Annotated in this window: 25 protein-coding genes; 9 read left to right on the top strand and 16 right to left on the bottom strand. The window is 71.7% G+C overall.

What is annotated here, in order from left to right; genetic code table 11:
* Positions 1-6: 6 nt before the first annotated feature.
* Positions 7-1,476: an MFS transporter gene (locus CWOE_RS27905; RefSeq protein ID WP_012937012.1), complete on the top strand. Its 1,470-nt coding sequence runs from the start codon at positions 7-9 to the stop codon at positions 1,474-1,476.
* A gap of 14 nt (positions 1,477-1,490) precedes the next feature.
* Here CWOE_RS27905 and CWOE_RS27900 read toward each other — a convergent pair whose 3' ends face one another.
* Genes CWOE_RS27900 through CWOE_RS27890 form a run of 3 tightly spaced genes read right to left on the bottom strand, consistent with a single transcriptional unit; the run spans position 1,491 to position 4,399 of the window.
* Positions 1,491-2,492 (bottom strand): DUF2278 family protein, encoded by a 1,002-nt coding sequence (locus CWOE_RS27900; protein ID WP_012937011.1) that lies wholly within the window; start codon positions 2,490-2,492, stop codon positions 1,491-1,493.
* A 37-nt stretch (positions 2,493-2,529) separates the two neighbouring features.
* Positions 2,530-3,474: an ATP-dependent DNA ligase gene (locus CWOE_RS27895; protein ID WP_012937010.1), complete on the bottom strand. Its 945-nt coding sequence runs from the start codon at positions 3,472-3,474 to the stop codon at positions 2,530-2,532.
* Positions 3,401-4,399, bottom strand: a complete 999-nt coding sequence (locus CWOE_RS27890) for a DMT family transporter (RefSeq protein ID WP_012937009.1) — start codon at positions 4,397-4,399, stop codon at positions 3,401-3,403. The genes CWOE_RS27895 and CWOE_RS27890 overlap by 74 nt, the downstream gene beginning before the upstream one ends.
* Positions 4,400-4,469: 70 nt before the next feature.
* On the opposite strand from CWOE_RS27890, the gene CWOE_RS27885 reads away from it, so the two are divergent.
* From CWOE_RS27885 to CWOE_RS27875, 3 genes are read left to right on the top strand one after another with little or no spacing between them, the layout of a single operon-like run.
* Positions 4,470-5,420, top strand: coding sequence for a LysR family transcriptional regulator (locus CWOE_RS27885; RefSeq protein ID WP_012937008.1), 951 nt, complete (start codon positions 4,470-4,472; stop codon positions 5,418-5,420).
* A 26-nt stretch (positions 5,421-5,446) separates the two neighbouring features.
* Positions 5,447-5,884 carry a YciI family protein gene (locus CWOE_RS27880; RefSeq protein ID WP_012937007.1) on the top strand — a complete coding sequence of 146 codons (438 nt, stop codon included), beginning with the start codon at positions 5,447-5,449 and terminating at the stop codon, positions 5,882-5,884.
* 4 nt (positions 5,885-5,888) lie between these two features.
* Positions 5,889-7,151, top strand: coding sequence for an RNA polymerase sigma factor (locus CWOE_RS27875; RefSeq protein WP_012937006.1), 1,263 nt, complete (start codon positions 5,889-5,891; stop codon positions 7,149-7,151).
* Positions 7,152-7,155: 4 nt separating this feature from the next.
* Here CWOE_RS27875 and CWOE_RS27870 read toward each other — a convergent pair whose 3' ends face one another.
* Positions 7,156-7,965: an SDR family NAD(P)-dependent oxidoreductase gene (locus tag CWOE_RS27870; protein ID WP_012937005.1), complete on the bottom strand. Its 810-nt coding sequence runs from the start codon at positions 7,963-7,965 to the stop codon at positions 7,156-7,158.
* A 93-nt stretch (positions 7,966-8,058) separates the two neighbouring features.
* On the opposite strand from CWOE_RS27870, the gene CWOE_RS27865 reads away from it, so the two are divergent.
* The 3 genes from CWOE_RS27865 (at position 8,059) to CWOE_RS27855 (ending at position 11,326) form a co-directional block, all read left to right on the top strand.
* Positions 8,059-8,778: a metal-dependent transcriptional regulator gene (locus CWOE_RS27865; RefSeq protein WP_012937004.1), complete on the top strand. Its 720-nt coding sequence runs from the start codon at positions 8,059-8,061 to the stop codon at positions 8,776-8,778.
* Positions 8,779-8,876: 98 nt separating this feature from the next.
* Positions 8,877-9,419: a heme NO-binding domain-containing protein gene (locus CWOE_RS27860; RefSeq protein WP_012937003.1), complete on the top strand. Its 543-nt coding sequence runs from the start codon at positions 8,877-8,879 to the stop codon at positions 9,417-9,419.
* Positions 9,416-11,326: a putative bifunctional diguanylate cyclase/phosphodiesterase gene (locus CWOE_RS27855; RefSeq protein WP_012937002.1), complete on the top strand. Its 1,911-nt coding sequence runs from the start codon at positions 9,416-9,418 to the stop codon at positions 11,324-11,326. Before CWOE_RS27860 ends, CWOE_RS27855 begins: the two co-directional genes overlap by 4 nt.
* On the opposite strand, the gene CWOE_RS27850 is transcribed toward CWOE_RS27855, so the two are convergent.
* From CWOE_RS27850 to sucC, 3 genes are read right to left on the bottom strand one after another with little or no spacing between them, the layout of a single operon-like run.
* Complete coding sequence (locus CWOE_RS27850) at positions 11,263-12,366, bottom strand: aminotransferase-like domain-containing protein (protein ID WP_012937001.1); 1,104 nt, start codon at positions 12,364-12,366, stop codon at positions 11,263-11,265. The genes CWOE_RS27855 and CWOE_RS27850 overlap by 64 nt on opposite strands.
* Before the next feature lie 36 nt (positions 12,367-12,402).
* Positions 12,403-13,278, bottom strand: a complete 876-nt coding sequence (gene sucD / locus CWOE_RS27845; RefSeq protein WP_012937000.1) for a succinate--CoA ligase subunit alpha — start codon at positions 13,276-13,278, stop codon at positions 12,403-12,405.
* Positions 13,275-14,429, bottom strand: coding sequence for an ADP-forming succinate--CoA ligase subunit beta (gene sucC, locus CWOE_RS27840; RefSeq protein ID WP_012936999.1), 1,155 nt, complete (start codon positions 14,427-14,429; stop codon positions 13,275-13,277). The genes sucD and sucC overlap by 4 nt, the downstream gene beginning before the upstream one ends.
* 84 nt (positions 14,430-14,513) lie before the next feature.
* Here sucC and CWOE_RS27835 point away from each other — a divergent pair, with 84 nt between their 5' ends.
* Positions 14,514-15,194 (top strand): HAD-IA family hydrolase, encoded by a 681-nt coding sequence (locus CWOE_RS27835; RefSeq protein ID WP_012936998.1) that lies wholly within the window; start codon positions 14,514-14,516, stop codon positions 15,192-15,194.
* Between the two features lie 30 nt (positions 15,195-15,224).
* On the top strand, positions 15,225-16,019 hold the full coding sequence (locus CWOE_RS27830; protein ID WP_012936997.1) for an MBL fold metallo-hydrolase: 795 nt from the start codon (positions 15,225-15,227) through the stop codon (positions 16,017-16,019).
* A gap of 4 nt (positions 16,020-16,023) precedes the next feature.
* Here the strand turns inward: CWOE_RS27830 and CWOE_RS27825 are convergent, their stop codons facing one another.
* Genes CWOE_RS27825 through CWOE_RS27785 form a run of 9 tightly spaced genes read right to left on the bottom strand, consistent with a single transcriptional unit; the run spans position 16,024 to position 24,444 of the window.
* On the bottom strand, positions 16,024-16,449 hold the full coding sequence (locus tag CWOE_RS27825) for an OsmC family protein (RefSeq protein WP_012936996.1): 426 nt from the start codon (positions 16,447-16,449) through the stop codon (positions 16,024-16,026).
* A gap of 59 nt (positions 16,450-16,508) precedes the next feature.
* A complete protein-coding gene (locus CWOE_RS31665; protein ID WP_012936995.1) occupies positions 16,509-16,985 on the bottom strand; it encodes a GNAT family N-acetyltransferase in 477 nt (158 codons plus the stop codon).
* Positions 16,986-16,989: 4 nt separating this feature from the next.
* Positions 16,990-18,780, bottom strand: a complete 1,791-nt coding sequence (locus CWOE_RS27815; protein ID WP_012936994.1) for an acetyl-CoA carboxylase biotin carboxylase subunit — start codon at positions 18,778-18,780, stop codon at positions 16,990-16,992.
* 11 nt (positions 18,781-18,791) lie between these two features.
* The gene (locus tag CWOE_RS27810; protein WP_012936993.1) at positions 18,792-19,838 is read right to left on the bottom strand and encodes a phosphatase PAP2 family protein; all 1,047 of its coding nucleotides are present in this window, start codon (positions 19,836-19,838) and stop codon (positions 18,792-18,794) included.
* Between the two features lie 56 nt (positions 19,839-19,894).
* Positions 19,895-21,208 carry a sulfate adenylyltransferase subunit 1 gene (locus tag CWOE_RS27805; RefSeq protein ID WP_012936992.1) on the bottom strand — a complete coding sequence of 438 codons (1,314 nt, stop codon included), beginning with the start codon at positions 21,206-21,208 and terminating at the stop codon, positions 19,895-19,897.
* The gene (gene cysD, locus CWOE_RS27800; RefSeq protein ID WP_012936991.1) at positions 21,208-22,113 is read right to left on the bottom strand and encodes a sulfate adenylyltransferase subunit CysD; all 906 of its coding nucleotides are present in this window, start codon (positions 22,111-22,113) and stop codon (positions 21,208-21,210) included. Before cysD ends, CWOE_RS27805 begins: the two co-directional genes overlap by 1 nt.
* Positions 22,113-23,042 carry a sulfite exporter TauE/SafE family protein gene (locus tag CWOE_RS27795; protein ID WP_012936990.1) on the bottom strand — a complete coding sequence of 310 codons (930 nt, stop codon included), beginning with the start codon at positions 23,040-23,042 and terminating at the stop codon, positions 22,113-22,115. Before CWOE_RS27795 ends, cysD begins: the two co-directional genes overlap by 1 nt.
* 39 nt (positions 23,043-23,081) lie before the next feature.
* Entirely contained in the window at positions 23,082-23,756 is a 675-nt protein-coding gene (locus CWOE_RS27790; protein ID WP_012936989.1) for a phosphoadenylyl-sulfate reductase, read from the bottom strand.
* 43 nt (positions 23,757-23,799) lie between these two features.
* A complete protein-coding gene (locus CWOE_RS27785) occupies positions 23,800-24,444 on the bottom strand; it encodes an HAD family hydrolase (RefSeq protein WP_012936988.1) in 645 nt (214 codons plus the stop codon).
* Positions 24,445-24,464: the final 20 nt, after the last annotated feature.

The following is a 24,464-nucleotide window of genomic DNA, read 5'->3' as shown; positions in this document are numbered from 1 at the left end:
CCTGGCATGGCCACCACCTCGCTCGACACACCGCGCGCGAAGAACATCGCGCTGCTGCTGCTCGTGATGACGGAGTTCGTCGTCGTCATGGACGCATCGATCGTCAACGTCGCGCTGCCGTCGATCGGCAGCGACCTGAAGATGTCTCATGACGACCTCTCGTGGATCGTCAACGCCTACACGCTCACGTTCGGCGGCTTCCTGCTGCTCGGTGGACGGCTCGCCGACTTCCTCGGACGGCGGCGGATGTTCGTCTCCGGCATGGCGCTGTTCTCCGTCGCCTCGCTGCTCGGCGGGCTCGCACCGAGCGCCGAGTGGCTGATCGCCGCCCGCGCGCTGCAAGGGCTCGGCGCCGCGATCATCTCGCCGGCGGCGCTGTCGATCATCACGACGATGTTCCGCGAGGGTGCCGAGCGCAACCGCGCGCTCGGCGCGTGGGGCGCGGTCGCCGGTGCCGGCGGCGCGGTCGGGACGCTGCTCGGCGGCGTGCTGACCGAGTGGGCCGGCTGGGAGTGGGTGCTGTTCGTGAACGTCCCGATCGGCGCACTGCTGATCTGGCAGGCGCCGCTGCGGCTCGTCGAGTCGACCGCGGGCGAGACCGAGCGCGCGTTCGACATCCCCGGCGCGATCAGCGTCACGGCGGGCCTCGCGCTGCTCGTCTACGCGCTCGTCGACGCGACGAGCGCCGGCTGGACCTCGACCGCGACGCTGCTGCGGATCGCCGGCGCGCTGCTGCTGCTCGCCGCGTTCGTCGTGATCGAGCTGCGCAGCCGCCGCCCGCTCGTCCCGTTCTCGATCTTCCGCCTGCGCACGCTGCGCGGCGCGAACGTCGTCGGGCTGTTCGTCGGCATGTCGCTGTTCTCGATGTTCTTCATCGTCACGCTCTACCTGCAGCAGGTGCTCGGCCAGTCGTCGGTCGAGGCGGGCTTCGCGTTCCTGCCGCTGTCGCTCGCGATCATCGTCTGCGCCGGCCTCGCATCGGCGCTCGTCACGAAGATCGGGTTCAAGCTGACGCTGATCGCCGGCATGCTGCTCGTCGTCGCCGGCCTCGGCTGGTTCACGCAGGTGAGCGCCCCGGGCGGCTCGTTCGTATCCGACGTGCTCGGGCCGTCGCTGCTCGCCGGCGCGGGCCTCGGCCTCGCGTTCGTCCCGGTCACGATCGCGGCGGTGACCGGTACGACGGGCGCCCAGGCGGGCCTCGCGTCGGGCCTGATCAACACCTCGCAGCAGATCGGCGGCGCGCTCGGCCTCGCGATCCTCGCCTCGATCGCCAACGCCGGCACGCGCGACGCTGTCGAGGCGGGCGTCGGCGATCCGGCCGTGGCGCTGACCGAGGGCTTCCAGGACGCGTTCCTGGTCGGCGCCGGCTTCGCGCTCGCCGGCGTCGTGCTGGCGGCGGTGCTGATCTCCTCACGCGACTCGCGCGAGCACGCCGAGGCCGCGCGCCGCGGCGAGGTCGACGTCGTGCACGCCTAGAAGACGCGGGCGCGCTAGAAGACGATCGTGCGGCCCGACTCGCGCGCCTGCGCGGCTGTGTAGGCGACGCCGTCGACGCGCAGGCCGGCGGCGTCGAGCAGCGTCACGGTGCCGCCGCCGTTGGGCAGCACGACGGGCGGTGCGAGCCGCAGCCGCAGGCTCTCGCCGGGCGCGATCCGCCCGGCGAGCCGCATCGTGTTGCCGTCGCGGTCGGCCAGCTGCCAGCCGTCGAGGTCGATCGCGCGCGCCGTCGTGTTGAGCAGCGTGACGAACTCCGTCTCCGGCGAGTCGTCGGCGTTCGCGAGCGCGGCGACGACGCGGACGCTGCCGTCGGGCACGGCGCCGCCCTCGACCGGAAGCTGGTGGCCGGTCGCATCGTCGGTGTGCCAGGTCTGCGACTGGAACTTGAGGAAGATCCCGACCCACTGCTCCGGCGTCGTGTCGTGCGCGGGGAAGTGCAGCAGCAGCGCGCCGTCCTGCCAGACGCCGTCGTCGCCGACGAAGCGGCCGACGTTCGCCTGGTTCATGTGGATGTCGTGCACGCCGTTGCCGGGCAGGAAGCCGAAGATCTTGTCCTTTCTGCCCGCCTCCGGCCCCCACCGCTCGCCGAACGCGTAGACGGTCGCGTGCTCGTCGCCGAGCGCGCGCTGGACGTAGTGGTCGAGCTTCTCGTTGAGGTCGTTGTCGGGCCCGGGCACGGCGAACGGGAGCGTTCTCATCCTGCTGCGGTCGAACAGGTTGCCGCGGATGAAGTCGAGCGCGACGCCGCCCGCTCTGCTCGGCAGCGGATTCCAGCCGGCCGGCAGTGCGACGAGGTCGGCGAGCAGCGGGTGGGTGAAGTCGGAGGCGACGAGGTACTCCAGCTCGGACGGCTCCAGCGCCGACTCGACGTTGACCGCGACGCGATAGTCGGTCGTGTCGTCGACGACGTGGATCTGGAAGTGGCCGTTCTCGCCGGAGGCGAGCCGCCGGTCGACCGCGCTGCCCTTCAGCACCCCGTAGCTCTTCAGCGGCATCGCCAAATACTACCGAAAAGCAGTGTGCTGCTTTTCGTCAATCTGCGAGCTGCTCGATGCGGCACTCGGCCGCCGGCTTGTCCTCGCGCCAGCGCTTCAGCTTCGCGCCGTGGCGGATGCGCCGGCCGCTGACGTGGTCGAACGAGATCTCGACGACCAGCTCCGGCCGCAGTGCGACCCATTCGAGATCCTTGTCGTTCTTCCAGCGGCTCGGGTCGGCCGAGCCGCGCTCGCCGGTCTCGTACGGCCGCAGTCTGTCGACCAGCTCGCGTCTCTCCGCCGCTCTCAGCGACGACGTGTGGCCGACGACGCGCAGCTCGCCGTCGGCGTCGTAGAGCCCGAGGATCAGCGAGCCGACCGTGAACGGCTCCTTGCCCGGCCGCCAGCCGGTGATGACGGCGTCGATCGTGCGGACCCGCTTGATCTTCGCCATCCCGGCGCGCTCGCCGGGCTTGTACGGCGCCGCCAGCTCCTTCGCGACGACGCCCTCGGCGCTGCGCAGCCACGCCTCCGCCTCCTCGGCGGTGCGCACGAGCGGCGTCAGCTCCAAGCCGGGGGCGTCCAAAGCTTCCAGCGCCGCGCGCCGCTCCGAGAACGGGCGCTCCAGCAGGCTCGCGTCGGCGTCGGCGAGCAGGTCGAACGCGATGAAGCGCGCCGGCGTCTGCACCGACAGCAGCTCGATCCGCGAAGCGGCCGGGTGGATCCGCTGCGACAGCAGGTCGAAGTCCTGCTGGCCGTCCTCGCCCTCGATCACGATCTCGCCGTCGACGACGTAGCGTCCCGGCGGGAATCTCAGCTCGGGGAAGTAGCGCTCCAGCGGTCTGCCGCCGCGCGACTGGATCCGCACCTCGTCGCCCTCGACGAACGCGATCGCGCGAAAGCCGTCGAACTTCGGCTCGTACGCCCACTCATCGCCGCTCGGAAGTGACGAGCGCGAGCGAGCCAGCTGAGGGCTGAGGGGCGGGCTGAGCACAAGCGCCACAGTCGGGCGATGGTATCGCCAAGCGGCGACGGCGGGCGAGCGCCGGCAGCTGCAGCACGATCATCGCGCTGACGACGAGCAGGCCGCCGGCGATCTGGATCGGTCCCAGCCGCTCCGAGAAGACGGCCGCGCCGGCGATCACGGCGACGACCGGGTCCAGCGCCGACATGATCGAGGCGCGGCTCGGACCGAGCCGCTCGACGCCGGCGACGAAGGCGCTCATGCCGACTGCGGTCGAGGCGACGCCGATCACGCCGATCCACAGCCACGCCTCGCCGGCGAGGCCGCCGAGCTGGAGCGAGCCCGACGCGCCGCCGACGACGCTGAAGGAGATCGCCGCGCCGGTGCAGATCAGCGCCGCGAACGTGAGCGGGTGCAGTCTGCCGCCGAGCGCGTCGGCGCTCAGCACGTAGACGGCGTAGAGCAGCGCGGCGCCGAGCGCGAGGCCGACGCCGACCGGGTCGATCGCGCCGGTCGACCCGCCCAGCAGCACGAGCACGACGCCGCTGGAGGCGATCGCGACGGCGCCGACGCGACGCTGGGAGGGCTGCTCGCGTCGCAGCGCGATCGCGGCCAGCACGACGATCGCGGGGTAGGTGAACATCAGCAGCTCGGCGAGCGACGCGTCGATGTGCGTGAGCGCGGACGCGTAGAGGCCGGACTCGGCGCTGTAGAGCAGCAGCCCGAGCAGCAGCGCGCCGAGCGCGGCGCGCCGGCTGGGGATGCGCGCGACGCCGCGGTGCGCGGCGATCGCCCACAGCAGCAGCGCGCCGACCGCGAAGCGCACCGACAGCAGCGTCAGGACGTTCGCGCCGGCGGCGTAGGCGAGCTTCGCGAGCACGCCCATCGTGCCGAAGCCGACAGCCGCGAGCGCGCAGAGCAGCAGGCCCTGGCGCTCGCGGCTGATCTGCGGGGACGCGTTCACCAGACCAAGGTAGGAGCCCGGACATCGAGGCGTTACCCTTGATGTCCATCGCAATCCATAGGTTTTGCCTATGACGCTCCAGCAGCTCCAGTACTTCCTCGCGGCGATCGAGCACGGCACGTTCAGCGCCGCCGCCGACGCGCTCTACCTCGCGCAGCCGTCGCTCTCGGAGCAGGTTCGGCGGCTGGAGGCGGAGCTGGGCGTCGCGCTGTTCGTGCGCGCGGGCCGCAGACTCGTGCTGACCGAGGCCGGCCGCACGCTGCGGCCCGAGGCGGAGCGCACGCTCGCGGCGGCGGCGCGCGCCGCCGAGTCCGTCGCCGACGTGCGCGAGCTGCGCGCCGGGACCGCCACGTTCGGCACGTTCGGCGACGCGCCGCCGTGGCTGATCGGCAACATCGCCGCCGCCTTCCGGCGCCGCCACCCGGACGTGCGCCTGCGCGTCGTCGGGCTCAACTCCAGCGAGGTCGCCGACGAGGTGCGCGAGGGGCGCATCGAGGCGGGCCTGGTCGTGCTGCCGATCGACGACGCCGGGCTCGACGTGCGCCCGGCGATGGAGGATGAGCTGGTCTACGTCAGCGCCGACCCGGCGCGCGTCGCGAGACCGGTCGCGATCGAGCAGCTCGCCGAGGTCCCGCTGATTCTCTACGACGCCCGCTGGGGCTGGGAGGACCCGACGCGCCGGGCGTTGTTCCAGCGCGCCCAGCGCGCCGGTGTCCGGCTGGAGGCCGCGATCGAGGTCGAGGAGGTCTCCAACGCGCTCGACCTCGCCGCGCGCGGCCTCGGCGACACCGTCATCTCGGCCTCGATCTCGCTGCGCCGCGGTGCGCTTCCGAGCGCACTCGGGTACGCCTCCTTCGACGAGCCGCTGAACGAGACGTTCGCGTTCATCGCGCGACGCGACGCGCCGGTCTCGCCCGCGACGAGGGAGCTGATCGCGCTCGCCGAGCGGCAGCTCGCCGACATGCAGGAGCGGCGTGAAGCAGCTCGTGTCGAAAACGCGCGGCGCCGTTCGACGTCGTGATGAAACCCCCAACGCAGGAGGCAGTCATGAAGGTCATGGTCATGATCAAGGTCAACGCCGCCAACGAGGACAAGATCGCTCCGACCGAGGAGATGCTGCGCGAGATGGGCGAGTACAACGAGCAGCTCGTCAAGGCCGGGATCATGCTCGACGGTCAGGGCCTCAAGCCGAGCAGAGAGGGCGCGCAGGTCGTCTTCGAGGGCGGCACGACGTCGGTCGTCGACGGGCCGTTCACGGAGTCGAAGGAGATCGTCGCCGGCACGTGGATCTGGCAGGTCAGAACGCTGGAGGAGGCGGTCGAGTGGGTCAAGCGCTGCCCGACGCACCCGGACGGGATGCGCGAGCTGATCGAGATCCGCCCGCTCTACTCGCTGGAGGACTTCGGCGAGGCGTACACGCCCGAGCAGCAGGAGCACGACGCGCGGCTCGCCGAGCAGGTCCGCGCTCAGCACCCGGACGCCTGAGGCGATGGACCCGCGGCGCACCGTCGAGGCGGTTTGGCGGATCGAGTCGCCGCGGCTGATCGCCTCGCTGGCGCGGCTCGTCCGCGACGTCGGGCTGGCCGAGGAGCTGGCCCAGGACGCGTTCGTGCTCGCGCTCGAGCAGTGGCCGCGCGACGGCGTCCCGCCGAACCCCGGCGGCTGGCTGATGGCGACGGCCAAGCACAAGGCGATCGACCGGATCCGCCGCGAGCGCACGCGCGACGACAAGTACGCGCAGCTCGCGGTCGACCTCGCGGCGTCGGGGGCGGGGAGCGCGCCCGCTCCCGACGCCGCAGCCGTCGAGGCGGTCGAGGACGACCTGCTGTCGCTCGTCTTCGTCGCCTGCCACCCGGTCCTCCCGCGCGAGGCGCGCGTGGCGCTGACGCTGCGGCTGCTCGGCGGTCTCAGCACCGACGAGATCGCGCGCGCGTTCCTCGTCCCGTCGGCGACGCTCGGGCAGCGGATCTCGCGCGCCAAGCGCACGCTGGCGGAGGCGCAGGTGCCGTTCGAGCTGCCGGGAGAGGACGAGCTGCCGGCGCGCCTGGCGGCGGTCCTGGAGGTCGTCTACCTCGTCTTCAACGAGGGCTACGCGGCCAGCTCGACGGAGGCGTGGGTCCGCCGCGACCTCGCCGAGGAGGCGATGCGGCTCGGGCGCGTGCTCGCCGGGCTGCTGCCGAGAGAGCCCGAGGTGCATGGCCTGAACGCGCTGATGGAGCTGCAGGCGTCGCGCTTCGGCGCACGCGTCGGCCCCGACGGCGAGCCGATCCTGCTGCCCGATCAGGACCGCAGGCGCTGGGACCGGATGCTCGCCGCCCGCGGCCTGGCGGCGCTCGACCGCGCGACGCAGCTGCGGCGGCCGCTCGGCCCGTACACCGTGCAGGCGGCGATCGCCGCCTGCCACGCCCGCGCGCCGAGCTTCGCCGCGACCGACTGGGAGGCGATCGTCGCGCTCTACGACGCGCTCGGCCAGCTCGCGCCGTCGCCGGTGATCGACGTCAACCGCGCTGTCGCGGTGCTGCACGCGGACGGTCCGGAGGCCGCGCTCGCAGCGCTGGAGCGCGTGCGGGAGGACCCGCGCCTGGCCCGCTACCACCTGCTCGGCGCGGTCCGCGCCGACGTCCTGCTGCGGCTCGGCCGCGACGACGACGCCGTCGAGGAGCTGCGGCGCGCTGCCGCCCTCGCCCCGACGGAGCGCGAACGCCGGCTGCTGCTCGACCGCGCCGCGCGCGCCGCCGAGGCCACGGGGTGACCGCTCAGTCCCGCCGCGGGGCGGCCGTCGGACCGCGCAGGCGGCGCAGGACGGCGTCGGCGAGGCGCGGCGAGACGCCGTGCGCGATCCCGAGCAGGCCGACCGCGCGCGGGTAGGCGACGGCGCGGCGGTCGCGCTGGACCGCGTCGAGCACGGCGTCGGCGAGGCCGTCGGGCGACGCCGCTCTGTCGCCGCCGTGGTACCACGCCGGCATCCGCGCCTTCTCGTGGTCGTGCAGGGAGGTGGCGATCTCGCCTGGGTAGGCGACCGTGAGCGAGACGCCGGTGCCGGCCAGCTCGTGCCGGAGCGCCTCGCCGAACGCCCGTTGCGCCGCCTTCGTCGCGCCGTAGACGGCGGCGTCGGGAAAGGCGCGCTGACCGGCGCCGGAGGAGACGATCACGACGTGGCCGCGGCCGGCGGCCAGCATCGGCTCGAGCGCTGCGCGCACCGTCCAGACGGTGCCGAGCCAGTTGATCCGCGTCATCCGCTCGACCAGCTCCGGCTCCAGCTCGCCGAACGGCCCGTAGTGCGCGACGCCGGCGTTCGCGATCGCGAGGTCGAGCCTGCCGGCCTCGGCGGCGAAGCGCGCGACCGCGCTCTCCACCTGCTCCCGCACCCCGACGTCGCACGGCAGTGCGAGGTGCGGGCCGGCGGCGGCCGCCGGCAGCGCGGCGGTCAGCTGCTCCAGCTCCGTTTCCGAGCGCGCCAGCAGCCCGAGGCGCGCCCCGCGCGCGGCGAGCCGCTGCGCCAGCGCGCGGCCGATGCCGCGCGAAGCGCCGGTCACGAGCGCCCTGGTGCCGGATCCGACCTCCACGAAGGTGAGCCTACCGGCGCGAACCACTACGATCAGCCGGAGCCGGGCCGGCGCGCCCCAGCGGCGGCGAACAGGGTGGACGAAAGGGCAGGCGTGTCCCACGAGCACGTGACGGTGGCCGAGGAGGAGTATCTCCAGATGCTGTTCTGGCTGTACGAGGCCAACCTGCCGATGACCGGTGCGAACCTCGCGCGCGCGATGCAGCTGTCCGCCCCGACGGTCCACGAGATGATCGGCCGGCTGGAGCGCGACGGGTACGTCACGCGTGCGAGAGACAAGTCGATCTCGTTCACCGACGCGGGCCGCCGCGAGGCCGAGGAGGTGACCAGCCGCCACCGGCTGATCGAGCGCTTCCTGACCGACACCGTCGGCGTCCCGTGGGACGAGGTGCACGAGGAGGCCGAGCGGCTGGAGCACGCGATGACGCCGCGCTTCGAGGCGTTCGTGCGCGCCTCGGTCGGCGACGCGGCGACCTGCCCGCACGGCCATCCGATCAGAGTCGGCGAGCGCGTCGCGGGCGTCCCGCTGGCGGACTGCGAGATCGGCGCCGAGGTGCACGTGCTGCGGCTCGAGAACGAGGCCGAGGACCTGCTCCACTACCTGATGGACGCGGGCGTCGGGCCGGGGCTGGAGGGCAAGGTCTCCGTCAGCGACGACGAGCACGTCACGATCGCGGCGCCGGACGGCTCCGAGCACACGCTCACGCGCTCGGTCGCCGAGACCGTCACGGTCCGCGCCGACCCGTCGCCGCCGCCGCGCACCGCGATCCCTGCCGAGCAGCTCGTGCTCGGCAAGGACCGCTACGGGCGGTAGCCCCGCCGGGCGACGGTCCCGCCCGGCGATAGTTGCGACGCGCCAACTCGGCGCGATTGCCTGAACGTTTTTGCGGCGCGGCCGATCCTCCCGGCTACATGAAGGGCATCGTCTTCAACCTGCTGGAGGCGCTCGTCGTGCGCGAGCACGGGGAGGACGCCTGGGACGAGCTGCTCGATCGCGCCGGGGTCGACGGCGCCTACACGACGCTCGGCAGCTACCCGGACGCCGAGCTGCTCGGGCTCGTCGGCGCCGCCTCCGAGCTGCTCGGCCAGCCGCCGGCGGACCTCGTGCGCTGGTTCGGGCGCGAGTCGATCCCCGCGTTCGCCGACAGCCACGCGTCGTTCTTCGACGCGCACGACGACACGCGCTCGTTCCTGCTGACGCTGACGGACATGATCCACCCGGAGGTGCGCAAGCTCTACCCCGGCGCCGACGTGCCCGACTTCGCCTACGAGACCGGCTCGGCCGACGTGCTGGTGATGCTGTACAGCTCGCCGCGCAGACTCTGCGCGCTGGCCGAGGGGCTGATCGAGGGCGCGGCCGCGCACTTCGACGAGGCGGTCGAGATCGGCCATCCGCGCTGCATGCATCGCGGCGACGAGCACTGCCGGCTAGAGATCGCGCTGAGCGCGCGATGACGGACGAGCTGGAGCTGGAGCGCCTGCGCAGACGCCTCGCGCGTGAGCGCCGCGCGCGCAAGGAAGCCGAGCGGATAGCGGAGGAGACGACGCGCGCGCTCTACGAGCGCCAGCAGGAGCTGCTGCTGCTGGAGGCGGTCGCGACCGCCGCCAACGAGGCGCGCACGCTCGAGGACGCGCTCGACGCGGCGAGCGTCGCGCTGCGCGACCACGGCGGCTGGGACGTCGGCCGCGGCTGGCTCGCGACCGGCGCGGGCGAGCCGCTGGCCGACGCCGGCGTCCACCACGCCGGCCACGTGCCGGTGCACGCGGCGCCGGCGCCCGACGGGCTGCACGAGCGGGTGCGCACGGCGCGCGCCGCCGAATGGGCGCGCGACGGCTTCGCGTTCCCGGTCGTGCTCGGCGACGACGTCGTCGCGGTGCTCGAGCTGCGCGCGGCCGAGCCGCGCAGGAGCGACGCGGCGCTGGAGCGGCTGGCGCTCCAGGTCACGCGCCACCTGCAGCGGGTCGCCGAGCGGATCCGGGCGCGCGAGCGGATCGTCCACCAGACGCTCCACGACGCGCTCACCGGCCTGCCCAACCGCGTCCTGTTCGAGGACCGGCTGGAGCTGGCGCTCGTGCGCGCCCGCCGCCGCGGCACGATCTGCGCCGTCTTCTTCCTCGACGTCGACCGCTTCAAGATCGTCAACGACACGCTCGGCCACCGTGCCGGCGACGCGCTGCTGCGCGAGGTCGCCGCCCGCCTGCGCGGCGCGATCCGCGCGAGCGACACCGTCGCGCGCTTCGGCGGCGACGAGTTCGCCGTCGTCTGCGACGGCCTCGCCGACGAGCGCGACGCGCTGCGGATCGCGAGCACGCTGCACGCCGCGCTGAGCGTGCCGTGCGAGCTGGAGGGCGAGTCGCACGTGCTCGGCGCGAGCGTCGGGATCGCGCTCGCGACGGGGCGCGAGGCGACCGCCGAGGCGCTGCTGCGCGACGCCGACGCCGCGATGTACCGCGCGAAGGAGCTGGGGCGCTCGCGCACCGAGCTGTACGACGAGCGGCTGCGCGCGCGGCTCGACGCGCGCGTGCGCGTCGAGCGCGAGCTGCACCAGGGCCTGGAGGCTGGCGAGCTGCGGCTCGTCTACCAGCCGGTCGTCTCGCTCACGACCGGCGGGATCCGCTCGGTCGAGGCGCTCGTGCGCTGGGACCACCCCGAGCGCGGCACGCTCGCGCCCGGCGAGTTCCTGCCGATCGCGGAGGAGAGCGGCCTGATCGTGCGGATCGGCGAGCACGTGATGCGCGAGGCGTGCCGGCAGGCCGCCAGCTGGCGCGAGCGGCTCGGCGACGACGCGCCGCTGCCGATCCACGTCAACCTCGCCGCGCGCCAGCTGAGCCAGACGACGTTCGTCGAGTCGATCGTGCGGGTGCTGGCCGAGACCGGCGCGAGAGCGGCCGACATCGCGCTGGAGATCACCGAGAGCTCGGTGATCGAGAACACGCTGCTGGCGTCAGACATGCTGCGCGAGCTGAAGACGCTCGGGTTCGAGATCCTGCTCGACGACTTCGGCATCGGCTACTCGTCGCTCGGCTACCTCCAGCAGATGCCGATCGACGTGCTGAAGATCGACCGCTCGTTCATCGACGCGCTCGGCGCGGACGCGGACGACGAGCGCGCGAGCGCGATCGTCCGCGCGATCGTCGGGATGGCCGACGCGCTCGGGATCGACGTCGTCGCCGAGGGCGTCGAGACCGACGAGCAGGCGCGCCTCTCGCAGGCGCTCGGCTGCAGCCTCGCGCAGGGCTTCCACTTCGCGCGCCCCGACCGTCCCGAGACGGTCGAGGCGCTGCACGAGCGGTGGGGCTACGCGTTGACGCCGAGCGAGCGGACGGCGTCGGCGAGCCGGCCGACGCCCTCCTCGATCTGAGCGGGCGTCACGCCCGAGTAGGCGAGGCGGAAGGCGTTCTCGCCGCCCTCGATCAGGAAGTCCGTCCCCTTCACGATCGCGACGCCGCGCTCGCCGGCCGCGCGGAAGAGCGCGTCGGCGTCGAACCCCTCGGGCATCTCGACCCAGAGGAAGTAGCCGCCCTCGGGCGCGACGAATCTCGCCTCCGGCAGCTGGGCGGCGAGTGCGTCGCAGAGCGTCTGCGCGCGCTCGCGCAGCGCCACCTTGACTGTCTCGATCGAGCGCGCGTACGAGCCGTTGCGGCAGAACTCGGCGACGATCGACTGCGCGACCATGTTCGGCGAGATGTAGGTGTTCGTCGCCAGCTTCGCGATCCGCGCGATCAGCTTCTCCGGGCCGACGAGGTAGCCGACGCGGATGCCCGGACAGACCGTCTTGGAGAACGAGGAGGCGTAGACGACCTGGTCGTCCTGCGCGAGCGACAGCATCGTCGGCAGCGTCTCGCCCGTGAAGCGCAGCTCGACGTACGGGTCGTCCTCGAAGATGAGGAAGTCGTTGTCCTTCGCCAGCCGCACGAGCGCCTCGCGCTTGGGCAGCGACAGCGTGTAGCCGGCCGGGTTCTGGAAGTTCGGGATCAGGTGCGCGAGCTGCGGCTTGACGCCGTCGGCCAGCAGCGCCTCGACGCCCGCGACGTCGACGCCGTCGGTCTCCAGCGCGACCGGGCGCAGGTCGCCGCCGCGCGAGCGCAGCGACAGCAGCGTGCGGTCATACGTCGGCCGCTCGACGATCACGACGTCGTCGGGCTCGACGAGCGCCTCGAACAGGAACGCGTCCGCCTGCATCGAGCCGTTCGTGACGATCACGTTCTCCGGCGCGACCCCGTGCTGCTCGGCGATCCATGCGCGCAGCGGTCTGTACCCGACTGACGTGCCGTAGGAGAACGTCCCGGCGGGGTCGGCGGCGAAGGCGGCGTCGGCCGCGGCGCGCAGGCCCTCGACGTCGACGATGTCGAGCGAGGGGGCGCCGCGCGCGAAGGAGATCGGAGCGGGTTCGGAGGCCATGCGAACAGCCTAGGGGAACCCGCTCCGTGCCGTCTGCTACGAACCGAGCAGGCTCATCGCCAGCTCGGCCGTCTCGGTCGGCGTGCGGCCGACCTTGACGCCCTTGGCCTCCAGCGCCTCGGCCTTCGCTCTCGCGGTGCCGGCGTTGCCGGAGACGATCGCGCCGGCGTGGCCCATCGTCTTGCCGGGCGGTGCGGTGAAGCCCGCGATGTACGCGACGACCGGCTTGGAGACGTTCGCCGCGATGTACTCGGCGGCCTCCTCCTCGGCGCTGCCGCCGATCTCGCCGGACATCACGATCAGCTCGGTCTCCGGGTCCTGCTCGAACAGCTCGATGATGTCGATGAACGACGAGCCCGGGACCGGGTCGCCGCCGATGCCGACGATCGAGGAGTTGCCGAAGCCGCGCTGGGCCAGCTCGTTGCCGATCTGGTAGGTCAGCGTGCCGGAGCGCGAGACGACGCCGACGTTGCCCGGCTTGAAGAACGACGCCGGGATGATCCCGACGCTCGCCTTGCCCGGCGACAGGATGCCGGGGCAGTTCGGGCCGACGAGGCGGACGTCCGGATTGCGTCTGAGCTGCGTGTAGACGCGCAGCTCGTCGTGCGCCGGGATGCCCTCGGTGATCGCGATGATCAGTCTGATGCCGGCGTCGGCCGCCTCGAGGATCGAGTCGGCGGCGAAGCGCGGCGGGACGAAGATCATCGCCGTGTTGGCGCCGGCCTTGTCGACCGAGTCGGCGATCGTGTTGAAGACCGGGATCCCCTCGACGTCCTGGCCGCCCTTGCCGGGCGTCACGCCCGCGACGACCTGCGTGCCGTAGCGCTTGTTGTTGGTCGCGTGGAACGTGCCCTCGCGGCCGGTGATGCCGGTGACGACGAGGCGGGTGTCGTTGTCGACGAGGACGCTCATGCCGCAACTCCGGTCTTGGACAGCTCGACGACCTTCTCGGCCGCCTCGTTCATCGTCTTCGCCGTCGCGACGTTCGGCAGGTTCGCGTCGGCGAGCAGCTTGCGCCCCTCGACGTCGTTGGTGCCGTCGAGCCGCACGACGAACGGGACGGTCGGCTTGACGACGTCGAACGCCTCGATCAGGCCCTTGGCGACCTCGTCGCAGCGCGTGATGCCGCCGAAGATGTTGAAGAGGACCGCTCTGACCTTCGCGTCGGAGAGGATCACCTCGACCGCGCTGACGATCGCGTCGGCCTTCGATCCGCCGCCGGCGTCGAGGAAGTTGGCGGGCGCGCCGCCGGCCTGCGCGACGACGTCGAGCGTCGACATCACGAGCCCGGCGCCGTTGCCGAGGATGCCGATGTCGCCGTCGAGCTTCACGTAGGTGAGGCCGCGCTCGTGCGCCATCTGCTCCTGCGGGTCCTCGGCGGAGGGGTCGCGCAGCGCCGCGTTGTCCGGGTGGCGGTAGAGCGAGTTGCCGTCGAGCGTGACCTTCGCGTCGAGCGCGACGACGTCGCGGCCCGGCGTGATGATCAGCGGGTTGACCTCGATCAGCATCGCCTCTTCGGCGACGAACGTCTCGTAGAGCTTCGCCAGCATCGCGCCGACGGGGCGGATCAGGTCGCCGGGGATGCCGGCCGCGAACGCGAGCTTGCGGCCGTGGAAGTCCTGGAAGCCGAGCAGCGGGTCGACGTGGAGTCTCGCGAGCGCGTCCGGCGTCTTCTCCGCGACCTCCTCGATGTCCATGCCGCCCTGCGTCGAGAGCATCACGAGCGGGGCCTTGGCGGCGCGGTCGAAGACGATCGAGGCGTAGTACTCCTCGGCGATCTCCGAGGCGCCCTCGATCCAGACCTCGTGGACGGTGAAGCCCTTGATGTCCATGCCGAGGATGTCGGTGGCGTACTGCGTCGCCTCCGCTCTGTCCTTGGCGAGCTTGACGCCGCCGGCCTTCCCACGGCCGCCGATCAGGACTTGCGCCTTGACGACGCAGGGGTATCCGATTTCATCAGCAGCGGCGACGGCCTCTTGCACCGTGGCGGCTGGCTTCCCGGAGGGGACGGGGATTCCGTGACGGGCGAAGAGTTGCTTGCCCTGATATTCGAGCAGGTCCATAGCGCTGGCGGACTCTACTGAGCGCTACCAGATTTCGCCCCCACAACGCGCGAATACAGGCCGAGCAGGCATAATGCCCGGCCAATGGCAATTCCCAGAAACGTCACCTTCGTCACCTTCGACGTCTACGGCACCCTCATCGACTGGGATTCCGGGGCATACGACGCCTTCGCCAAGGAGGCGAGACGCGACGGCTTCACGATCGATCGCGACGAGCTGATCCCGCTGTTCCACTCGATCCAGCAGGAGATCCAGGCCGGCTCCTACGAGCTCTACGCCGAGGTCCTGCGCCGCACGGCCGTCCGCATCTCCGAGGAGATGAGATGGGGCCTGGAGCCGTCGCGCTCGGGCTTCCTGCCCGACTCGGTCCAGCGCTGGCCCGCGTTCAGAGAGGCCAACCCGACGCTGGCGAGATTCGCCAGACAGTTCAGAACCGGGCTGATCTCGAACATCGACGACAAGCTGCTCGGTCAGACGCGGCGCCACATCCCGCTCGACTTCGACCTCGTCGTCACCGCCCAGCAGGTGCGCTCCTACAAGCCCGACCCGGCGCACTTCAAGGAGTGCGAGCGGCGCGTCGGCGGCAAGAGAGGCTGGGTGCACGTCTCCTCCAGCTATCCGACGGACGTCGAGCCCTGCCTCAGAGCGAGAGTGCCGGTCATCTGGGTCAACCGCGACAGAGCGACGCTCGAGAGCGGCCAGAAGAAGCCCGACGCGGAGGTCACGAACCTGCGCGAGGCGCTGAGACTGCTCGCCGGCGACTGAGCGGCTGAGCGGCGTGCGCGGGCTGGCGCGATGAAGGCGGTCAGCGTCCACCCGGACGTCATCGTCGTCACGAGCCGCATCTGGAAGACGACGGCGACCGCCGTGCGCAGCGGCGGCGAGGCGTTCCTGATCGACTCGCCGATCCTGCCCGACGAGCTGGAGATCCTGCCCGCGCTGATGGCGCAGGCGGAGTTCCCGGTCAACGGCCTGCTGGTGACGCACGCCGACTGGGACCACCTGCTCGGCCAGTACGCCTTCCCCGACGCCGCGATCGGCTGCGGCGAGACGACCGCCGCGCGGCTGACCGCCGAGCCGGGCGCCGCCGCGCGCGAGCTGCGCGCGTTCGACGAGGAGTACTACGTCGACCGTCCCAGACCGCTGTCGATCCCGGGCGTCCAGGCGCTGCCGGTGCCGGGCTACTGCGCCGTCGGCGAGCAGGAGCTGGAGCTGCACCCGGCCGACGGCCACACCGCCGACGGCACCGCGATCTGGATCCCGTGGGCGCGCGTGCTCGTCGTCGGCGACTACCTCTCCTCGCACGCGATCCCGGAGCTGTCGCCCGGCGCGTCGCTCGACAAGTACCTGACGACGCTCAGACGGCTGGCGCCGCTCGTCTCGCAGGCCGACGTCGTCGTCCCCGGCCACGGCGAGCCGCTCGACGCCGCCCGCGCCGCCGCGATCCTGCGCGAGGACGTCGCCTACCTGGAAGGGCTGCAAGGCGCCGACGCGGAGAAGGCGCCGCTGCCGCTCGCGCGGCGCAGCGGCGCCCAGCGCAACCTCCACCAGTACAACCTCTCGCTGCTGCGAGAGGGCAGAGCCTCCTAGCCGGCTACGACGCCAGCGTCGCGTCGAGCGTGATCTCGCCGACGCCGGCGAGCGCGCGGCTGACGGGGCAGCCGGCCTTCGCTCTCGCGGCCAGCTCCTGGAACGTCGCGTCGTCGACGCCGGGCACGACGCCGACCGTCGTCAGCTCGATCTTCGTGATCGTCGGGGTGCCGTCGACCGGGCGCAGCCAGACGACCGCGTCGGTCTTGACGGAGTCCGGCGGCGTGCCGTTGCCGGCGAGCATGTTCGAGAACGCCATCGAGAAGCAGGCCGCGTGCGCGCCGGCGATCAGCTGCTCGGGGTTCGCACCGGGACCGTCCTCGAAGCGGCTCTTGAACGAGTAGTCGCCGCTGATGCTGTCGCCTGCGGTGAACGTCCCGCCGCCGGCTCTCAGGTCACCCTTCCACTCGGCGCTTCCACGTGCGGGCATGTCGGTCTCCTTCGTCGGGTCGCGATCCGCGGCGCGCGGGGCGCCGGTTCCGGCGGAGGTTAGTCGAGCGGCTGTGCGAGCACGATGTCGCGCGCACCCGGTCCGCGGCCGATGCGGAACCCGTGGCGCTCGTAGAGCGCGATCGCGGGCGCGTTGTCCTCGTGCGTGTCGAGCTCGATCCAGCGGCAGTCGCGCTCGCGCGCCCGTGCCAGCGCCGCCTGCACGAGCGTCGCGCCGTACCCGCCGCGGCGCGCGTCGGGCGTGACGTAGAGGTCCTCCAGGACGCACTCGGTGCCGGCGCGCCAGACGCTGAAGCTGTAGCGCAGCTGGCAGACCGCGACGGCTGGCTCGCCGGCGGACGGCGCGGCCAGCAGGAAGTCGCAGTCGCGTATCTCCAGCAGTCTGTCGACGCCCGCGTGGAAGGCGTTGTCGGACGGCCAGTCGCGGCCGATGTGGTCGCGGAACGCGATCAGCAGCTGCGCGACGACGTCGGCGTCGTGGACGTCGGCGCGCCAGACGTGCGGGCCGTCGCTCACGCGGCTACTCCGCCGCGGGCGGCGATCTGATGACCGCGATCGTGTCGCCCGCGCCGATCGCGGCGCCCTCGGTGATGGGGATCTCGGCGATCACGCCGGCCTTGTGGGCGGTGATCTCGTTCTCCATCTTCATCGCCTCGATGATGCAGAGCAGCTGGCCCTCCTCGACCGTGTCGCCCTGCTTCACCTTGACTCTCCACATGTTGCCCTGCATCGGTGAGGGGAGCGTGTCCGCGCCACCGCCGCCACCGCCGCTCTTGCGCTCGCGGCGCGGCTTCTTCGCGGCGCCCGCCGGGCCGCTGCCGTTCAGCGACCCTGCGCCGCCGCCCGCGAACGGCGCGCCGATCACTCTGACGTCGAAGCGGCGGCCGGAGACCTCGACCGTGTAGGTCTGCTCGACCTTCGGGTCGTCCTCGTCGTCGCTCGGCGTCGGCGGCGGGAACGCCAGCTCTCTGAGCCACTTGCGGTCCTCGACGAGGTCGCGGCACGTCTCCGCGTTGCCCCACTGTCTCGTCGCGAGCAGCGCCGTGTGGAACGGGATCAGCGTCTTCAGCTCGGTGATCTCGTACTCCGACAGCGCGCGCAGCATCCGTCTCGTCGCCGACTCGCGGTCGACGTCCCAGACGATCAGCTTCGCCACCATCGGGTCGTACATCGGCGAGACCTCGCCGCCCGGGCCGACGCCCGAGTCGACGCGCACGCCCGGTCCCGACGGCTCGCGGTAGGCGCCGATTCTGCCCGGCGCGGGCGCGAAGTTCTTCGACGCGTCCTCGGCGTTGATGCGGCACTCGATCGCGTGGCCGCGCAGCTGCACGTCCTCCTGCGCGATCGACAGCGGCTCGCCGGCGGCGGCGCGGATGCCCTCCTTGACGATGTCGACGCCCGTCGTCATCTCGGTCACGCAGTGCTCGACCTGGACGCGCGTGTTCATCTCGAGGAAGTAGTACTCCCCGTCCTGCAGCAGGCCCTCGATCGTGCCGGCACCGACGTAGTGGACGGCGGCGGCCGCGTCGGTCGCGATCTTGCCGATCTTCTGGCGGAGTTCCTCGTCCACGGCCGGGGCGGGAGACTCCTCGATCAGCTTCTGGTGGCGGCGCTGGACCGAGCAGTCGCGCTCGCCGAGGTGGATCACGGTGCCGTGACGGTCGGCCAGCACCTGCACCTCGACGTGGCGCGGGTCGGGCAGATAGCGCTCGAGGTAGACGGTCGCATCGGAGAAGAACTTCTCGCCTTCGCGCGCGGCGCCCTCGAAGGCGGCCTCCAGCTCGTCGTCGGTCAGCGCGACGCGGAAGCCCTTGCCCCCGCCGCCGCCCGCCGCCTTCACCGCGACCGGGAAGCCGATCGTTCTCTCGATGATTCTGCGCGCTGATTTCACGTCCGCCACCGGCTCGGTCGTGCCGGGCACGATCGGGACGCCGGCCTTCTTCATCAGGTCGCGCGCGGCGGTCTTCGAGCCCATCGCGTCGATCGCGCTGGCGGGCGGGCCGATGAACGTGATGCCGGCTTCCTCGCAGGCCGCGGCGAACGCCGCGTTCTCCGCCAGGAAGCCGTAGCCGGGGTGAATCGCCTCGGCGCCGGATCTCTTGGCGACCTCGAGGATCTTGTCGACTCTCAGGTAGGACTCGGCCGCCGGGCCGGGCCCGATCAGGTACGCCTCGTCGGCGCGGCGGACGTGGAGCGCGTCGCGATCGAGCTCCGAATAGACGGCGACGGACGCGATGCCCATCTCCTCGCAGGCGCGGATCACGCGAACCGCGATCTCACCGCGGTTGGCGATCAGGATCTTCGTGAACACGCGGCGGAAGGTTAGACGGTGGGGGGCGGAAAGGACGCCGATGTGGCGCTGTCGGCGTCGTCGCGGCGTGCGGCCCACCGCGCGAAGGCCCGGCGCACCCCGTAGTAGACGACGGCGGCGTAGATCCAGCCGAGCAGGATGTCGACGACGTAGTGCTCGCCGCTGTAGACGAGCGCGAACGCCATCGTCAGCGGATAGGCGACGATCAGGACCCGCACCAGGACTCCCAGCACCCGCGAGTTCCCACGCGCGCCGGTGCCCTCGGCGCGACGGCGTGGAACTCGCAAGGCGAAGCCCGGCCAGAGCTCCAAGGCGATCAGCAGCGAGTAGGCGGCGTGCAGCGACGGGACCGCGGCGACATCGTTGGCGTACTGGTAGCCGGTCCCGACGACGCCGAATCTCGCGGGGATCCCGAGCTGGCCCCATATCTCGGGGATCACGCGCGCCGTCGGGCCGATCAGCCCCTGCTGCGCCGCCATCCACGGTGGCGCCGCGGGGAACAGCGCGTAAGTCGCGAAGCCGAGCAGCGCGAGCGCGCCGACGCTGACGGCGAAGCGGCGGAAGCGCATGCGGTCGATCTTCCAGAGGACGCCGGCCAGCAGCGGCGTCGCGAAGAAGTGCGACATGTAGACGATCCACGCGGTCACCCCGTACCACGGCAGCGTGCCGGGGTCGTAGAGATGCTCCTGCAGCCAGACGGTCGGCACGGTCCCGCCGAAGAGGAACTTGTCGATGTCGATCTGCGGCAGGAAGAACGGCTCGAAGATCAGCCCGTCGGCCGCGCCGCGCAGCAGGTCGTACAGCGCGAGGATGCCGAAGAACGGCAGCCAGTCGAGGATCACGCCGCGCAGCCAGCCGCCGCTGAGGTCGCCGAGCGAGAACGCCAGCAGGCCGAGCAGGACCCAGCCGGCGATCCAGTCGCGCGTCAGCGGCAGCCCCTCGAACGCGACGAAGGCGATCGTCGCGACGACCCAGACGAGCGGGCCGAGCAGGCGCAGCGCACGCAGCCACGACGGCTGAGCGCGCGGCCTGTCCACGCGTGCGCTGCTCGACTCCATGACGCGACGATAGCTACGCGGTCACGCCCGCGAGTTCCCGGCGCGCGGCGTCCGGCTCAGTCCTGCGGGACGACGATCAAGCCGGCGCCGACGGTGTCGTTCGTCGACTCGTCGATCAGGATGAAGCTGCCGGTGTCGCGGTTGCGCTCGTAGGAGTCGAACGCGAGCGGCGCGCTGAGGCGCAGCTTGACGTGGCCGATCTCGTTCAGCGACAGGCTGTCGGCCTGCGGGACGCGGTCGAGCGTCTCGACGTCGAGACGCCAGTCGAGCCCGTCGACGATGCCGCGCACGGCGCGCGTCGTGTGCTTGATCGCGTAGCGCCCGCCCGGCTTCAGCGGCGCGTCGGCCATCCAGCAGACGACGGCCTCCAGCTCGCGCGCCACCGTCGGCGCGTCACTCGGCCGCGCGATCAGGTCGCCGCGCGAGACGTCGAGGTCGTCCTCCAGCAGCAGCGTGACCGACTGCGGCGGGAAGGCGACGTCGAGCGGGCCGTCGATCGTGTCGATCGCGGCGAGCCGCGTCGTGCGGCCGGATGGCAGCACGACGACCTCCTCACCGGGCGTCAGCACGCCGCCGGCGACCTGTCCGGCGTAGCCGCGGTAGTCGTGGTGCTGCTCGTCGTTCTGCGGGCGGACGACCCACTGGACGGGGAAGCGCCAGTCGTCGAGGTTGCGGTCGCCGGCGATCTGCACCGTCTCGAGGTGGTGCAGCAGCGGCTCGCCGTCGAACCACGGCATGTTCTCCGAGCGGTCGACGACGTTGTCGCCCTTCAGCGCGGAGATCGGGATGAAGGTGATGTCGGCGAAGCCGTCGAACGCCGCCGACCACTGCTTGAAGTCGGCGACGATCGCGTCGAAGACCGACTCGTCGTAGTCGACGAGGTCCATCTTGTTGACGCAGACGACGAGGTGCGGCGTCCGCAGCAACGCGGAGATCGCGGCGTGGCGGCGCGACTGTCTGACGAGCCCGTTGCGGGCGTCGACGAGCACGAGCGAGAGGTCGGCCGTCGAGGCGCCCGTCACCATGTTGCGCGTGTACTGCTCGTGGCCGGGGCAGTCGGCGATGATGAAGCGCCGCTTGTCGGTCTGGAAGGAGCGGTACGCCACGTCGATCGTGATGCCCTGCTCGCGCTCGGCGCGCAGGCCGTCGGTCAGGAGCGCGAGGTTCAGCTCGCCGTCGCCGCGCCGCTCGCTCGTCTCCTTCACGTGCGCGAGCTGATCGGCGAGGATCGACTTCGCGTCGTGCAGCAGCCGACCGATCAGCGTGCTCTTGCCATCGTCGACAGAGCCGGCCGTGGCGAACCGCAGCAGCTCGGTCGTCTCGACGCCCCCGTCTCCCGGGCGCCCGTTCATCGTCGCCGTCGCGGCCATCAGAAGTAGCCCTCTCGCTTGCGGTCTTCCATCGCGGCCTCGGTCGCGCGGTCGTCCGCGCGCGTCTGGCCTCGTTCGGTGATGTCCGTCGCCGCGATCTCCGCGACGACGCTCTCCAGTGTCGCGGCCGTCGAGCGGACCGCGCCGGTGCAGCTGATGTCGCCGACGGTGCGGTAGCGGACGGTCTCGGTGAAGACGGTCTCGTGCTCGAACCGCTCCATGAAGTCGAACGCGGCGTAGAGCATCCCGTCGCGTGCGAACACCTCGCGCTCGTGCGCGAAGTAGATCGCCGGCAGCTCCAGCTCCTCGCGCTCGATGTACTGCCACACGTCCAGCTCGGTCCAGTTCGAGATCGGGAAGACGCGCACGTGCTCGCCCTTGCGGACGCGGCCGTTGTAGAGCGCCCACAGCTCGGGGCGCTGGGCCTTCGGGTCCCACTGGCCGAAGTCGTCGCGGAAGGAGAAGATCCGCTCCTTCGCGCGGGCGCGCTCCTCGTCGCGGCGGGCGCCGCCGAAGGCGGCGTCGAAGCCGTGCTCCTCGATCGCGTCGAGCAGCGTGACGGTCTGGAGGCGGTTGCGCGAGGCGCGCGGCCCGGTGTCCTCGACGACGCGGCCCTTGTCGATCGACTCCTGCACGGAGGCGACGATCAGGCGTTCGCCGATCTCGGCGACGCGGCGGTCACGGTATTCGATGACCTCGGGGAAGTTGTGGCCCGTGTCGACGTGCATCACGGGGAACGGGAAGCGGCCGGGGCGGAACGCCTTCTCGGCGAGCCGCAGCAGCACGATCGAGTCCTTGCCGCCCGAGAAGAGCAGCACGGGACGCTCCAGCTCGGCGGCGACCTCGCGCATGATGTGGATCGCCTCCGCTTCGAGGGCGTCCAGGTGGGAAAGCTCGTAGGTCATCAGTGTTCGGTGGCTGGGTCGTTGGTGGCGAGGTGGGCGCTCGCTTGCGCGCCTCTGCGACTGCGCGAGCGGTTCAGGAAGTAGGCCGCGACCGCCACGGCGGCGGGCACGAGGAAGATGACATATACCGGATAGTCCGCAACGCCGGCCTTCTTCAGCAGGGCCATACCCGCTGCGAGCAGGACGATCCCCAAGGTCGGCCGGAGCGCGTTCTCGGGCATCTTGAACGCGAGGTTGGAGCCGATCCAGACGCCGGGGATCGAGCCGATCAGGATGTTGCCGGCGAGCGCGAGGTCGACGTTGCCGCTGAAGAAGTGGGCGATCGACGCGACCCACAGCAGCAGGGCGGCGTGGAAGACGTCGGTGCCGACGACGCGGATCGGCGTGAGGCGGAAGATCATGATCAGCGCGACGGCGATCAGCGCGCCGCTGCCGGCCGAGGTGAGGCCGAGCACGAAGCCGACGCCGACGCCGACGATCACCGCGGCGACCTTGTGGCGTGTGTCGAAGTCCTCGATCGTGACGCGCTCCCCGCCGCTGCTCATGAACAGCGCGCGGGCGAGCACGGCGATGCCGGTGACGAACAGCGCGCCGGCGACGAGCGTCAGCAGGAACGTGTCGAAGCTGTCGCCGCCGAGCGCCTTCTCCAGCACGTGCAGGACCTGCACGCCGCCGAGGGCGCCGGGGATCGAGCCGACGGCGAGCCACAGCGCGATCGTCATGTCGACGCTACCGCGGCGCCAGTGGCGCCAGCCGCCGACAGTCTTGGTGACGGCCGCGTACGCGAGATCGGTGCCGATCGCCGTCGTCGGGGCGGTGCCGAGCACGAGGATCAGCAGCGGAGTCATGAGCGAGCCGCCGCCGATGCCGGTCATGCCGACGAGCAGACCGACGCCGAGGCCGAACGCGATGACGAGGGGCCAGTCCATCGCCGTCAGTGTTTCACTTGTCCGGTCGGAGAACCCGGATCAGCCGTGCAGGCCGCACTCGACCTTGCCGTTGCCGGCCCAGCGGCCGCTGCGGTCCGCTGCGGGCAGCGTGCAGTGCGTGCAGCCGATCGAGGCGTAGCCGCGGTCGTGGAGCGGGTTGTACGGCAAATCGTGCTCGTGGATGTAGCGCCAGATGTCTCTGTCGCTCCAGTCGGCGAGCGGTGCGGCCTTCCAGATCCCGTGCTTGGCGTCCCAGCCGATCTTCGGCGTGTTCGCCCGCGTCGGGGCCTGGTCGCGGCGGACGCCGACGGTCCAGGCGTCGACCTGGCTCAGCGCCTCTCTCAGCGGGGCGACCTTGCGAATCGCGCAGCACAGGTCGGGGTTGCTCTTCCACAGCTCGGGGCCGTGGTCGGCCGCCTGCCGCGCGAGCGACATGCCGCGGAAGGTCTCGAACTGCGTGTCGTACCGCTGCTCCATCGTTCTCCACGTCTCGTAGGTCTCGGGGAAGAGAACACCCGTGTCGAGCGTGAAGATGCGGGCGTTGGGCTCGATTCTCAGCAAGAGGTCGATCAGGACCGACTCCTCCTGCTGGAACGAGCACGCCAGGAACAGCTGCGGGTGGAAGCGGTCGACCATCCGCGCGAGCACTTCTTCGGCGCTCAGCGACTCCGCGTCGGCGGTCAGGGAGGTGTCGGTGGGAGCGGTCGTGCTCATCGGTCAAGGGAAAATAGCAAAAACCCGAGTGAGTTTTGGCTTTTTATCGCTCGAGCCCGAGCAGGCCGGGCAGCTCGGCCATCGCGGAGAAGGTCGTGGCACCCGCTGCCGCGAGCGTCGGGGCGGGCGTGCGGCCCGTGTAGCCGAGCACGGTCATCCCCGCCGCGCGGCCGGCCTCGACGCCGGCGGGGCTGTCCTCCACCACCACCGTGGCGGCCGGGTCGAAGCCCATCCGCTCGGCCGCGTGGAGGAACAGGTCGGGCCACGGCTTGCCGCGGCCGACGTCGTCGGCGCTGAAGATCGCGGCGTCGTCGAAGCGGTCCGCCAGCCCGGCCGTCGCGAGCCCGAGGCGGATGCGTCTGTGGTCGCCGCTGGAGGCGACGCACGCCGGCAGCTCGCGCGCGGCGAGCTGGTCGAGCGCGTCCGCTATGCCCGGCACCGCCGGCACCTCGCGCGCGGCGTAGGCGGCGAACAGCCGCTCGCGGTACCGCGCCCGCAGCGACGCCGGCGGCGGCGCGCCGAGCCGCTCGGTCACGACGTCGAGCATGTGCCCCCACGAGCGGCCCATGAAGTCGCGCTCGGACTCCTCCGGCGTCGCGACGTAGCCGACCGCGTTCAGCTCCTCGCAGAGGATCCGGTTGGCGGTCGGCTCGGAGTCGACGAGCACCCCGTCGCAGTCGAAGATCACGTGCTTCGCATTGCGAGTTC

Origin of the sequence: Conexibacter woesei DSM 14684 (genome assembly GCF_000025265.1) — a bacterium.
GTDB classification, from domain to species: Bacteria; Actinomycetota; Thermoleophilia; order Solirubrobacterales; family Solirubrobacteraceae; genus Conexibacter; species Conexibacter woesei.
Note: the sequence above shows the minus strand (reverse complement) of the source record. Positions and strands in the feature narration are given on the sequence as shown.